Source organism: Saccharopolyspora galaxeae (genome assembly GCF_016526145.1).
GTDB classification, from domain to species: domain Bacteria; phylum Actinomycetota; class Actinomycetes; order Mycobacteriales; family Pseudonocardiaceae; genus Saccharopolyspora_C; species Saccharopolyspora_C galaxeae.
The window spans coordinates 241,614-255,217 of sequence record NZ_JADDUE010000011.1; the positions used below are offsets into that span (position 1 = coordinate 241,614).

8 protein-coding genes are annotated in these 13,604 nt (G+C 70.5%); 1 reads left to right on the forward strand and 7 read right to left on the reverse strand.

The window, feature by feature from the left end; genetic code table 11:
- Positions 1-103: 103 nt before the first annotated feature.
- The 6 genes from INP57_RS24065 to INP57_RS24090 are packed head-to-tail and all read right to left on the reverse strand — an operon-like array spanning position 104 to position 11,677.
- Positions 104-505 (reverse strand): hypothetical protein, encoded by a 402-nt coding sequence (locus INP57_RS24065; RefSeq protein WP_200072593.1) that lies wholly within the window; start codon positions 503-505, stop codon positions 104-106.
- Positions 506-526: 21 nt separating this feature from the next.
- Positions 527-1,546: an SDR family oxidoreductase gene (locus INP57_RS24070; RefSeq protein ID WP_200072594.1), complete on the reverse strand. Its 1,020-nt coding sequence runs from the start codon at positions 1,544-1,546 to the stop codon at positions 527-529.
- Positions 1,543-4,785, reverse strand: a complete 3,243-nt coding sequence (locus INP57_RS24075; RefSeq protein WP_200072595.1) for a hotdog family protein — start codon at positions 4,783-4,785, stop codon at positions 1,543-1,545. The genes INP57_RS24070 and INP57_RS24075 overlap by 4 nt, the downstream gene beginning before the upstream one ends.
- Entirely contained in the window at positions 4,778-9,508 is a 4,731-nt protein-coding gene (locus tag INP57_RS24080) for a type I polyketide synthase (protein WP_200072596.1), read from the reverse strand. The genes INP57_RS24075 and INP57_RS24080 overlap by 8 nt, the downstream gene beginning before the upstream one ends.
- A gap of 11 nt (positions 9,509-9,519) precedes the next feature.
- Positions 9,520-10,995 (reverse strand): PfaD family polyunsaturated fatty acid/polyketide biosynthesis protein, encoded by a 1,476-nt coding sequence (locus INP57_RS24085; RefSeq protein WP_307850252.1) that lies wholly within the window; start codon positions 10,993-10,995, stop codon positions 9,520-9,522.
- 52 nt (positions 10,996-11,047) lie between these two features.
- Positions 11,048-11,677 (reverse strand): EF-hand domain-containing protein, encoded by a 630-nt coding sequence (locus INP57_RS24090; protein WP_200072597.1) that lies wholly within the window; start codon positions 11,675-11,677, stop codon positions 11,048-11,050.
- 558 nt (positions 11,678-12,235) lie between these two features.
- Here INP57_RS24090 and INP57_RS24095 point away from each other — a divergent pair.
- Entirely contained in the window at positions 12,236-12,898 is a 663-nt protein-coding gene (locus tag INP57_RS24095) for an EF-hand domain-containing protein (RefSeq protein WP_200072598.1), read from the forward strand.
- Here INP57_RS24095 and INP57_RS24100 read toward each other — a convergent pair.
- Positions 12,838-13,604: IS3 family transposase (locus INP57_RS24100; protein ID WP_200072599.1), on the reverse strand; the 767-nt coding region annotated here is incomplete at its 5' end. The genes INP57_RS24095 and INP57_RS24100 overlap by 61 nt on opposite strands.

Here is a 13,604-nt window from a genome sequence, read left to right on the forward strand (position 1 = left end):
ACGATCGAGGCATGAAGACGCGCTTTGCGCGGATCCGCCACGCAGCGGGACTGGAGTTCGGACACATTGTTACCCCATAGACAAGTGACGTCGTTGTCACTGGTCAGGCCCGGTCGGCTGTCACGACCGCGCCTTCCTGGGTGTAGATGATGACAATGTTCCCCTGTCGCGCAGGAACCCGGGCGAGGTCGTCAGCACAGCCCTCGGACGACAGTGCCGGACAGGCCATGGCCAATTTCGTCATCGTGGCCGCCACCTCTACTAGCAGGTGGTCTTCGCGGACATAGCGGTCCTTCGGCTCACCGGGCGGGCGGTTCCGAGTGCTGGTATGGCCATGACGGCGGGGTTCGGTGCTCGTGTCGAGTGTGGCGGGCCGGTCGGTGTCGTGGGATTCGGTCGCGTCGTGCTCGGCTTCGCTCTGTTCGCGCTCGGCGGTCGAGGCGCGCAGGACGCTGTCGACCCTTTCCGTGTCGAGGTCGTCCTCCCAGTTGCCGATGACGATCATCGCTCGACCGGCCGGAGCCGGTCACGAAAGCTCCCACGTCTCCCGGGGCAGTTCGGCGAGGTAGTCGATCTGGTGGCGCAGGGCGGTCTCGCTCGATTCGACGGTTAGCGCAGGCGGCCCGGAGGTGATTCGGCCCAGCGAGGTGGGAAACGGCTCGGCATCGTCGAAGGCGATCATCAGGTCGGCGGCGCGCTGAATGATGCTGGGTGTCGCAGAGCTGGAGGTGCGGGCCAGGACGGCGTTGATGACTGTGGCCGCCGTGGCGGAGTCGATGAGGCGAGTGCGGAAGATCGTCTGGTCGAGGCCGCGGAGGTCTTCGTCGTACTCGGCGCGGACGGCAGCGACGTCGCAGGCGATGTCGATGACGCGGTCGATCGGCAAGGCGGCGGGGCCGGCGGTGATCCAGCGCTCGCCGTGCGCGTGATGGTCGTGGGCGAGAGCGGCCAGCGCACCAGCGACGGCGTCCCGAGGAACGAGGTCGACGCGGGTGCCGGGCGTACAAGGCAGGAACGGAAGCCGGCCGGAGAGGGCGAAGCCGAGCAGGTTGTGGAATGCCTGCAGCCGCGGGATGTCGCCGGTCCGGGAGTCACCGATCACGGTGGAGATGCGGGCGATGCAGGCGGGCAAGCCGGATTCGCGGACCAGGGTCTCACCGGCGGCCTTCGTGGCGGCGTACGCGTCGAAGGGAGTTCCGTCGCCCGCGCGAGCGACGAACGCCGTGGAGCCGTGCACGAGACGGGCACCGGCGTCCTCGGCGAACCGCAGGACGTGACCGGTGCCGACGACGTTGACCCGGTGCAAGTGCTTGTGCGAGGCCGAGAAGTTGACCGCCGCCGCGCAGTGCACGATCACGTCGACCTCGGCCGCGAGGTCGCGGTAGTCGGCCGGGTGGAGCCCGAGCCAGGGCCGGGTCACGTCGCCGCGCACCGACCTGGTGCCGACCGGTTTGTTGTGGGTGAGCGCGATGACCTCGTCGACGCCGTCCAGCTCGCGCAGCAGGGCGGAGCCGACGGCACCGGAGGCTCCGGTGATCAGGATCATGGGGTCCTCACGGTGGCGGAGTCGTCGTCCCAGCTGACGTCCTCGAGGCCGGTGACCTCGACGGTGCGCGGGTGAACGCCGGTGGCGCGCGCGATGTGCTCCTTGACGGCGATGTGCGGAAGCCAGTCCGCGGCGCGGGTACCGGCGGGCAGGCCGTAGACGACGTTGGCCGTCCCCGGCAGCGCGTCGCTGCGTTCCACATCGCGCCTTCGCAGCACGCCGTCGGAACCGGTCAGCAAGAGGCGGGAGTCGGGCACGGCGTCGCGCAGGTAGGCCCGGCGCTCCGGAGCGGACACCGCGGCGAGCGGCCCGGCCGCCACGTGCATGACGACGACCTGGAAGGCGACCAGCACGTGTTCTCCCCGGCACATCTGGATGTCGATCGCGACGAGGTCGTCCGGCAGCGCGCCCACGAGACGTGCTTCGACCTCGATCTCGCCGTGGTCCGGCAGCGGATCGAACACGGCGAGGTGGTTCAGCCGGTGCGGGAACGCCAGCCGCGCGGGTCCTACGGCCGGCTCCCACCGGTGCAGTTCGTCGTGCGGAATGGTGTGCAAGGCGGCGTCCAGCAGCCCCTGGTGCAGCGCGCCGCGGGGCACCGAGCCGCGTTCGGCGTCGAGGACGCCGCTGGAACCGGTCGAGCCCATCCGCAGCGCCGTCAGGTGCTGGAAGCTCGGACCGTGGAAAAGGTTCGCGTTCTCGTACGGATCCGGCACGTCCACTGGATCCGCCAGCGGGGCGAAGCGAGCCGGGCGGATCGGCGGCTCGAAGCCGACCGTCGTGGTGGCCACCGGAACGAACCTGGACAGCGAGCCCGCTTCGTGCCAGACCGCGAGCCGTCCTTCCTCGCCGGTGCAGCTCGCGCGAAGCCGGACCGGGGTGGTGACGGGCAGCCATCGCTGCACGCTCAGATCGCGCAGCACCCGTACCGGACGACCGGCGCGGTCTCCGGCGCAACGGGCGAGGACGTCGGCGGTGGACATCAGCGGGACCGCAGGGACTGTCCAGGTAGGACAGTGATCCGCCAGCCACACGTCCGCCCGCGGGTCCAGCACGGTATCCACAATGGATGGTGAATCGGGTGCGCCTGGCAGCGCGCGGACCCGCAGCCGGGGGACGTGGTAGATCTTGCGGTCGTCCACCCACAGCCAAGCCTCGGCTTCCGCGTGCCCGCCGCCGGGCTCCAACTCGACCTCCAGCACGTCCAGTTCGATGGTGACGAGCGCGTCGGACGGCACGACCTGGCCGCGGTAGGTCCACGCGCCGGGGACGACGGGCTCCAAGCGGAAACCGTCGCCGACACCGCGCTCGATCAGGTAGCAGGACAGCAACTGGCACATCGCTTCGACACCGAGCGAACCGGGCTGCACCGGGTCTCCGAAGAAGTGCGCTTTGAAGTACCAGGCGTCGGCCCGCACATCGCACTCGGCTCGCAGCCGCCCCAGCCCGGCCGAGCCGCCGTCAGGCCAGTATCCGGTGAGCCGGTCGAGCATCAGCAGCATCGGACCGGGCAGGCGGGCGGCCCGCCCGAAGAAGCGCGCGGGACGGGATCGCAGGTCGATGCCGGGCCGATCGCAGGTCATGGCGAGGCGGTCGCGGTCCGCGTCCGTCACCGGCAGACCGGTCCGGGCTGTCAGCTGGTCCGCGGGTGTCACGGCGAAGACCGCAGTGCCTTCGAGCACGATGACGCCGTCGGCCTCGCAGCTGATCCGGAACGTCTCGATCGCCGTGCCGTCCCAGCGATCCAGCCCGGTGAACTCGACCGCGGTGCGCAACGTGCTGATGTCCGGGGGCGCTTCGCGGACCGCTGACAGCCGGCCGTCCAGGTTGCGGATCCGCTGCTGCCCGTCGGCCGCCGCGTCGTCCATCAGGGCGGCAAGGAAACCGCAGGGCTGCAGCGCGGCCTCCATGAGCACCGCGACCGGCACCGTCCCGCTCTGCTCGCGGAACCACACGTGTTCGGGGACGTCGTACTCGGCGACGAGGTGGCTGCCGGGCCGGACGTCTCCCGAGACCGCCGACAGCTCGGCGACCCTGGTGATGAACAGGTACGGCGGGCCCGGCAGCCGGAACGCGTCGTCGCCGGCACCGGGGAAGAGCTCAGTCCTCCTCCCCCATGCTGCGGTGAGCATCGCCGCGTGGTCGAGACGAGTCCGGCCCGTGGTCGCGGCGGCCGGGTCCTCGTGGCCGCGAAGTCCGGCGAGCGCGCTGAGCGGAACCGGATCGCCGGTGCGCTGAACCGCGGGTGGGCCGAGGAGTTGCCAGTGCTCCAGGGGCGTGTCCGCGACGAGGTGGACCGCGAGTCCTTCGGCGCAGAGCACCACCTGGGCGTCGATGGTGCAGACCAGGTCCGCTCGCGCGGTCGTGCCGGCAAGTGATCGCACGGTGAGGTGGTACCGGGGCGTTCCGCCGGGGGTGTTGAGGAGCGACCGGAGGCGGACGGGTGCGTCCGGCAGCGGCTCGAACCGCCAGCCGTCGCGGTGGACCGTGGCACCGGTCGCGGTGAGCTGGAACGCCATCGCTTGGAGCCCGCCTTCCAACAGCGCGGCTGGTGACCGCCACTCATTCGGCGGGGTGCGGCCGATCGCGGTGAGCGCGAGGTCGGGAGCGAACGAAATGACTTCACGAAGGAGGAGGGCGCGTCGCGACCCGAGTCCGGGGCTTCGGACGTGGGCGCGCGTGAACTCCCACTCCGGGCCGGTGAAGCAGTCGGCCGGACGCCCCTCGGCGAAAGCCGTGACCGCATCGGCATCGAAGGCCGCGCCCCGGTGCTCGGGCGGGAGGCTCAGGTCGAGGTCGTCCGACAGGCTGCCATGCAACGACAAGTAGCCGTGCACACCGCCCTGCAGCGCCGCTCCGGTGGCGGTCAACGAGCTCAGCAGCTGATCACCCGGTGCGGGCAAGGCGTGGTGGAAGACGAGTTCACCGTCGAACGCGCCTTCGCGCTGTGGCCACACTGCCAGCAGTTCGTCCAGCACGGCTCCGCCCATCATCCGGCCCGCCCGGTCGACGTACCAGCCGTCAAGCTCGACCGCGGACTGCGCCGTGCGGGCCGGTTCGGCGGTGGGCGCGGGCCCTCGAGCGCGAAGACTTCCCTGGGCTGCGAGGAAGCGCTCGTTGAGGTCGGTGGCCACCCGCAGCTGTTCGGAGATCAGCTCCGCGGCGCTCGCCGGCGCGGACGGGAGCTGGTGCAACCGCGGAGCGCGGGGCATGACCTCGAAGTGGTCCGGGTCAGCCATCGGCGACCTCCCCGAGACGCGCCAGCGAGCGGCCGGCGGTGATCAGCACGCGAGGATCGTCCGCAGTCGCGGTCAACTCCCCGGCGAAGGCCCGCGCTCCGGCGTGCAGGGGTATCAAGTCGACACCGCCGAGCCGGAACACCTCGGCCAGCTCGGGGGTGACCATGCCGCCTTCCCACGGCCCCCACAGCAGCGAGCGGACCACCGCGTCCGGCCGAGCGCGCTGCTCGGCGGCGAGCACGTGGTTGAGGGTTTCGTTCGCCATCGCGTAGTCGCACTGCTCGGCGTTCCCGGTCGCCGCGACGACGGACGAGAACACGCACAGCAGCCGCAACGGGTCCTCGCTGGTGGCCTCGAGCAGTGCCCGCAGGCCGTCGACCTTGGTGCCGAACACGGCGTCGAACTGCTCCTCGGTCTTGTCCTCCACGCGCCGGTCGGCCAGCACCCCGGCCGCGTGAATGACGCCGGTGATCGGACCCCACTGCGCCCGCACCTCCGCGAGCGCCGTCCGCACTGCTTCGACATCGCGGACGTCGGCCCGCACGTAGTGGACCTGGTCCAGCCCCTCCACCTCGCGGGCGGAGCCACGGCCGAGCAGCACGAAGCGCGCCCGGTGGCGGGAGCCGAGCTCGCGCAGGGCCGCCGCCGTGACGGTTCCGGTCCCACCCGACACGACGATCACCGGGTCCGCGCCGAAGTCCCCGGCCGCAACCGGTTCCGACGCCTCGGTGAGGTCGAGCGTCCACCGCGTTCCGTCCGCGCCGAGCGCGACGTCGAGGTCCGGGCCTCTGGTGAGCAGTTCGTCGACGATGGCCGCGGCGACTTCCTCCGCTGCCCGCTCCCCGCGTCGGCAGTCGATGGCCTTGACCGAGGCGAGCGGCCACTCCCAGCGGACGGTGCGGGCGAGCGCGGCAAGGCCGCCGAGCCAGGGCCGCTGCGCGGCGCGGTAGCCGAAACCGCCGCCGGTGTCCTGCACGGTGACGAACACACCGCCTTCGGCTCGCATCCGCGGCGCGATCGCCTGCGCGGCTCGGAAGGCGTCGCGCTGGACGGCCAGTGCATCGTCTGCGGAATCGACCTCGGCGAGTCCCCCGAGGAACACCAAACCGGCGGCGTCCGGTGCGGCGAGGTCAGCCGCGGTGGCCACCTGCGCGCGGACGCCGCGGGCGCCGAGCAGCCGTGCTGTCTCCTTGGCGATTCCGGCGCCGTCGTCGGTGATCAGCAGGCTCCCGATGTCTTCCGAAGGTCTGCCCGGTGCGGGCGAGCGGCGCAAGGTCTGCACGTGCCGGTGGATCGTCTGGTCGGGGCCGCTGACGACAGGGCCGGTGGGTGCGTCCAGCAGCTCGCGCAAGCGGTCGGCGACCTCGCCGAGCGTGCGCAAGGTCAGCAGCGGAGCGAGCCGTTCCCGGTCCATCGCTTCCAGTTGCGGAAACATCGGGCGCAGGACCGCCAGGACCTGCGCGCGGGTGATCGAATCCAGGCCGAGGTCGGCTTCCAGCTCCATGTGCGGTGCCAGGATCTCCACCGGATACCCGGTCTTCTCGGCGACGGCGTTCAGCACCAGCGGCTCCAATTCGCCGACGTTGCGCGCGGCGCCGGGAGCCGGGGCCGGGACGACCGCTGGTGTGGACGGCGCAACCGGTTCCGACAGCACCTTTTCGGCCCGCACGGCAGGTTCTGGCTCCGGCATCGCCGGTGGCTCGGGCATCGCCGGTTGCCCGGACGATGCGGGCCGGTAGGTGGTCCGGGTGGCCGGTGGGGTCCCGGCGGTTCGTCCGGCACCGTGGTCGGCTGCTGGTTCCAGCGATGTCAGCGCGTCGATCGACTTCTCGGCCATGCTCAGGTACGCAGCGTGCGCGCGGGCGATCTCCTGCTGGGCTTGCGCCACCGCGCGCATCGTGTCGCCGTCCGGAGTCCCGCCCTCCCGCGGTTCGCCGTCCTGGGACGCGGAGCCGGACAGCGCCGGTGCGGGCACGGTCGGCGGCGACTGCGGGTTCGGTGGGTAGCGCCTGCCGTGGTTGGCCCCGCTGATCAGCACGGGCATTACCGGTTTCGCGGGTTCGTGCTTGGACGGGCTGTGCCACAACCCGTCCAGGTCGAGCGGTACCCCCAGCGCGCAGAGCTTTCCGAGCGCGTCGAGCAGTCCGGTCACCCCGTTGCGGCCCGCGCGGTCGAGCCCGATCACATGGCCATCAGCGAGATTTTCCTTGACCAGGCCGGTCAACGCGCCACCCGGCCCCACTTCCAGGAAGATCCGCACACCGTCGGCGTGCATCGCCTGCACCATCTCGGCGAACCGCACCGGTGCGGCGACGTGGTCGGCGACCGCCCGCCGGATCTCGGCAGGCTCCACCGGATGCACCGCTGCCGCCGCGTTCCCGTACACGTCGAGCAGCGGCGCGCGAACCGTCTCCCCGGACAGGAATTCCCGCAGCGGCTCGGTCGCCGATGCGACCAGGCGGCTGTGGAAGGCGGCCGAGGTGTCGAGCGTCCGCGCGGCCATCCCCGCCGCGGCGGCGTATTCGTGCACCCGCGCGCCCGCCTCGGCGGTTGCGGCCACCACGACCTGGCGCGGACCGTTGTGGTTGGCGATCCACGCCGCACCGATCCGTTGGCGCTCGAGGAGGTCCGACACCTCGTCCGCGCTTGCCTCGAGCGCGATCATGACGCCGGAGCCCTCCCGCATCAGCTCGCCCCGGCGCACGGCAAGCCGCATCAGCGCGTCCTCGTCGAACGCGCGCGCCGCGTGCAGCGCTACCAGCTCGCCGAAGCTGTGCCCGGCAACGCAATCCGGCCGCACCCCCGCAGCTTCCAGCACGGCCAGCAGCGCGAGGCTGTGCGCGGCGATGGCCGGTTGCGCGGCACCGGTGTCGGTGAGCGCGCGCCGCTGCGCCTGCCGTTCGTGATCGGTGAACACCGGCGGGGGGAACACCAGCGGGGAGATCTCGTGCCGGTCCCACACCGCGTGGGCCTGCGGGAAGTGCATCGCCAGGTCGGCGCCCATGCCGACGTACTGCGCACCCTGGCCGGGAAAGAGGAACGCGATCCGGCCCGGAGCTCGCCCGACGCCGTAGTGCAGGCCCGACGGCGTCGAGAACGGTTTCCCGCCGACCAGACCCCGCGCTTGCTCCAGCTGCTGCGCGAGGTCCTCGGTGGACGAGGCGACCACCGCCAGCCGGTGCTCCTGCGTGCTGCGGAAGGCTTCCTGGGCTCGTCGGGCGACCGCCTGGAGGCTTCCGGACAGGTCGAGCTCGAACAGCTCCTGCGGCGACTCGGCGGACAGCACCACCAGCTCACCCGGCCGCGCCTCGCAGCGCACAGCGACGGGCGCTTCGCCGGTGTACTCCTCCAACGCGACGTGGAAGTTCGAGCCGCCGAAGCCGAAGCTGGACACCGCCGCCCGCCGCGGGTGGTCGGGTGTGCCCATCCAGGGCCGTGCCTGCGTGTTGAGGTAGACGGGGCTGTCGGCCGAGTTCAGCGCGGGGTTCGGCCGGTCGACCTTGATCGTCGGCGGCAGCACTTTGTGCCGCAGCGCCAAGGTGGTCTTGAGCAGGCCCGCCGCACCCGCGGCGGCCTTGGTGTGCCCGATCTGGGACTTGACGGACCCGAGTGCGCACCACTGGCGGTCGGTCCGGCCGCTCGCGTCGAACACCGAGCGCAGGGCCGCCAATTCGGCCGCGTCGCCGGGGGCGGTGCCGGTGCCGTGCGCCTCGACCAGACTTACCGTGTCCGGTCCGAAACCGGCGGTCGCATACGCCCGGCGCAGCGCCCGCGCCTGCCCGGCCTCCAGCGGCGCGTACACCGAGGTACCACCACCGTCCGAAGAGGACCCGATGCCGCGGATCACGGCATGCACCCGGTCACCGTCCCGTTCGGCGTCGGAAAGGCGCTTCAGGGCGAACAGCGCGATGCCCTCCCCCAACATCGTACCGTCCGCGTCCTCGTCGAACGGGCGGCAGTCGCCGGTCGGCGACAGGGCCGGGGTCTTGCTGAAGCACTGGAAGGTCATCGGGTCGTTGAGCATGTCGACCCCACCGGTGACCACCAGATCGGAACGCCCGAGCAACAGGTCGTCGACCGCGACCGACAGGGCAGCCAGGGAACTCGCGCAGGCGGCGTCCACGGTGAAGTTCGCACCGTGCAGGTCGAAGCGGTTCGCGACCCGGCCCGCGACCACGTTGCTCAGCAGGCCGGGAAAGGTCGCCTCCTGCCACGGTGCCGAGTATTCGGCGATCCGGTCGCAGACCGCGTCCGCGTCCACTTCGGACAGACCACTGTCCAGCAGCGCCCGGCGCCACTGCGGACGTCCGCACCGCGCCGCCATCTCACCGAGCAGCTGCAAGGACGAACAGCCGACGAAGACGCCGACCCGCTCACCGTCGACATCGCCGAGCCCCGCGTCGGCGAGGCCGCTCAGCAGGCGCTCGGCGGCGACCAGGGCGAGCAGCTGGGCGGTGTCGGTCGCAGGCAGGTTCCGGGGCGGCACCCCCAGTGCCATCGGGTCGAACTCGACCTCCGGCAGGAACGCCCCGCGCCGGGCGTAGGTCTTGTCCGGCGCGTCCGGGTCGGGGTCGTAGAAGTCCTCCACCAGCCAGCGGTCGGCCGGGACGTCGGTCATGAGGTCGCGCCCCTCGACGACGTTGCGCCAGAAGGCGTCAACGTCCGGCGCACCCGGCATGATCGCGCTGACGCCGACGATGGCGATCCGGTGGTCGATGTTCATGCTGCCGTTCCTCAAGCCAGTGGGCGGGGCCGGAAATCGAAGGCGTCCGCGGGAAGGCGGGCGCCGAAGGTGCACAGTTGGTGCACGCGGGTGAGCACCGCGGCGCCCTGGAGCAGGTTTCGGGCGATCTGCACGATCGTGCGCTCACCGGTCTCGGCCAGGAAGCTGCCCGCGGCCCAGGTGTTGAACGCACCCGCGGCGGGGCCGCACCACAGCTGGTAGTCGTTGCGCCGACCCGGCGCGCCATCGACCCCCCAGGTAGCCGAATTGCCCAGGTACCAGCGGAAGACCAGGGCCATCCTGTGCTTCGGGTCCGCCTGCGCCCGGACCACCTCGGCCGGGCAGCGCCGCGACCAGTACTGCTCGGTCAGCCGCCACACCTCCTCCAGCGCGGCCCCGAAGACCTCCCGCTGCAACGAGTCCCTGGTCTCCGCGGGAAGCGACTCCAGCGACGGGTGCTCGACGTACAGCTGGCGCAGCCTCGACGCCCGGCCGGCGAACATGGTTCCGCGGCGCAGGACCTGGACCTTGGCGCCAAGCTCGAACATGTCGCCCGCCGGTGCCATCGCCACGTCCGCCACCCCGGCCTGCGCGAGCATGGCCTTCGCCTCGTCGCTGACCGCGGCCTCGATCGACATCTGGTTCACCGACCCCGTGACCACGTAGGCGGCGCCGAGCGCGAACGCAGCCGCCACCGCGGCCGGATCGCCGAGGCCGCCCGCCGCGCCCACCCGCACCGACGGATTCTTCCGCCGTGCCAGGGAAACAACCGCGGGCAGCACCGCGACCAGCGGCCGACCGTCGGTGTGCCCACCGCTGTCCGCCTCCACGGTGATGTCGTCGGCCACCGGTACCCGCACGGCCAGACGCCCCTCCTCCTCGGTGAGGTCACCGTTGTCCACGAGTCGGCGAACCAGGTCGGGAGGAGGCGGGGACAGGAACAGCTCGGCCGTCTCGGGTCGGGAGACCTTGGCGAACACCGCGGTCTTGCGGATGACCCGCCCCGTCGCGTCGGTCCGCAGCCCGGAGGCCGCACACCGCACCACCGCGGGTGTGATGTCCAGGAACGCCGACAGCGAGATCTTCGGCACCCCCGCGCGCAGGAGTCGTGCTGCGACTTCGTCCTCCGCGGCCGCGTCGTCGGGGCGGTGGATCAGGTTGACACCCCAATTCCGCCGCCCGGTGAGGCGCGTTCGCAGCCGTTCCAGCTCCCGGTCGAACCGCTCCGGACCGAGCCCCGCCGCCCCGAAGAACGCCAGCATCTCCGCCCGCGCCATCGCCTCGACGAGTTCGACGCTCGCGATGCCGTGCGCCATCTCCCCTGCGACGTAGGGGAAGCGCACGTCGTGCGCCTCGGTGAAGCCCTGGCCGCCCAGCCACTCCGGATACATGGCAGGCACAGTGCCGACGGTGCCCGGAACCGGCCGTTCCGAGAGCCCCAGCGCGCCGTCCCGCTCGTGCACCACCAAGTGCGCCGGCTTCGTCACCCGCTGAGCGAGCTCGATTAGGCCGGTTCCGCCGAATACTCCTGTCACAGCGTCAAATGCGGCCGAGCGCGAGGTTGCCGATAGCCTGCGGGTCGGTGCTGATGATGAAGTCGGTGACCGCCATCAGTACCTCCGCGTACCCGAGGTAGCCGTTCTCGTCGGCGTCCACCACCGTCCAAGCGTGCTCGGCGTGCCGCCGTTCCACGCGCAACACGTCGGTGACGAGCCGTATCCCGTCATCGCGGGTGACCCGCCCGTCCTGGTCCTCGTCCGCCATCGCGAACGCCAAATTCGTGACCACACCGATGTACTGCAGCGTCTTGTCCGGCGTCTCCAGCACGCTGTTCGCCATCACCGTGACGAACTGCTCCCGGTCCAGCCGCTTCGGGTCCGGCACCCACGCGGGTTTGACCACCAGCGCGTGCCAGATCCGGTTCACCGTCGCTTCCATCTGCTGCGCGCGCGGCGAGTCCTCGGCGTGCCCGGTCAACCGCGCCAGGCGGTGCGCGAACTGCATCGTGTCCGCGGGCGTCACCGCGCCGTCGCCGTCGTCGTCGAGCACGTCGAACATCCACAGCTGCTTGCGCCGCAGGTACGCGTCCTGGGACGCGGCCAACCGCTCCGCGGCCGCGATCGTGGTCGCCGCGTCCGGCTTCGGCGCGGCCTCTGCCGCCCCCGCCATCCCGATACCGGACACGGCCCCTGCCGCCAGCCCCGCGGTGCCGCGCAGTACCGACCTCCGGGTCACATCCGCCGCTTCGTCATCCGTCGGTTCTTCTGCCACCACGAGCCTTTCGGTTGCACAGCACGACCGGCGCGGAAACGCCGTTCGCGATCTTGCGCCCGGAACGCTAACAGCGTTCCGGGACATCAAAGCCGAACCACATCCGATCGAGCTATTTGACAGTCAGTTGATTGCGACGACCTCGTGCGTGCGATAAGCGACAGAACTCGCTGTTGAGATCCGATCGCCCCGACCGGCTTGCCGAACGTCGCACGAGGTGTCGCCTCGCATCCGACCTGCACCGGACACGGGCCCTCGTGTGCAGCGACCTCGTTGTCACCTTTTCGGTGAACCGCGGGTGGAGCCATTCATGGACGTGATCAACGTCGGTAATCTCCGCCGCACTCGACATCGCGTCCGCACCCCGCGGTGCGCAGACGTTTCGACCAATCGGGAGCATCTTTGGAAAACAACCAGAACGCCATGGAAACCCCTGAACCAGCATCGACGTCCGCCTTGGCTCGACGAGGCGTGCTGCGCAGTGCGGCCGGACTCGTGGCAGGCACGGTCGCAGCGGTGACGGCCGGTTCCGGGGCCGCAGCCGCAGCCGCGGGCGTGGCCGCTGAGCAAGATCCGCTGCTCCGGCGCAAGCAGGTCCGGGGTTTCGAAGTTCTGGACGTCGATGGCGACGGAGTGGTCACCCCGGCCGACACAGTACGACTCGCCAACAGCTTCGCCGGGCTCACCGGGAATTCGCCCGGATCTCCGCGCGCGCGGCAGATGGTGACCGCGATCAACGAGATCTGGCAGACGCTCGTCGACAACCCCGTGGACGTACCCGACCCCAGGAGCCTGGACGTCGAGCAGTTCGTCACCGTCATGGCCAACAGGATCGCGACGATGCCGGACACGACCATGCTCTACATCGGCGTGCTCACCAACCTCACCTTCGCCATGCTCGACGACGACAACGACGGCTTGATCACCGAGGCGGATGCGAAGCGGCTCGGCACCGAGATCGTCAAGCTCAGCGACGACGAGGCCGAGCAGACCTGGGCGGCGATGCGGACCGCCGACCCCGCCCGGATTGAAGTGTTCCCGCTTGAGCGGACACTGGATTATGCCGCGGTCAGGGTGAGCTTGGCAAATTCGTCTTCCTGTTCCTCGGGTGTGCGGTAGTTATTGGTGGAATGCGGCCGGCGGCGGTTGTAGTAGCCCTCGATGAACTGGAAAACCGCGACCCGCAGGTCGCTGACGCTGGCCCAGTGATGCCCGTGGATGAGTTCCTTTTTCAGGGTCGCGAAAAAGGACTCGGCGACGCTGTTGTCGAAACAGGAACCGGTGGCTCCCACGGACGGGCGGATGCCGTTGGAACGACAGAAGTCCCGAAAGGATCGGCTGGTGTATTGGCACCCGCGGTCCGAGTTAAAAATAGTGCCATCTGGGTTGCGTCGTGCGATCGCGTCGCTGAGTGATTCGGTGGCCAGTTCGGTCCGCAGGTGGGTATCCAGGCGCCATCCGACGATTTTGCGGGAGTAGCAGTCCAGCACGGTCGCTAAATACGCCCACCCTTCGTCAGTGGCAAGGTAGGTGATGTCACCAACCCATTTCTCATCGGGGGCCTCGGCGGTGAAGTCGCGGCCGACGAGGTCGACCAGCGCGGACTGCTCGCCGTCCTGCGGGGCGCTGGCACGCCGGCGGCGCGGGTGACGACATCGCAGGCCAGCGGCCTGCATCAATCGGTAGACCCGCTTGTGCGAGACCTGCTCACCCAGCCGGGCAAGCTGGTCACGCACCCGCCGGGTGCCCAACCGGTGACGATGGTGCTGCATGATGGAACGGATCTTTTCGGTCAAGGTGCCGTCACGGCGTTGTTGCTGTGTGG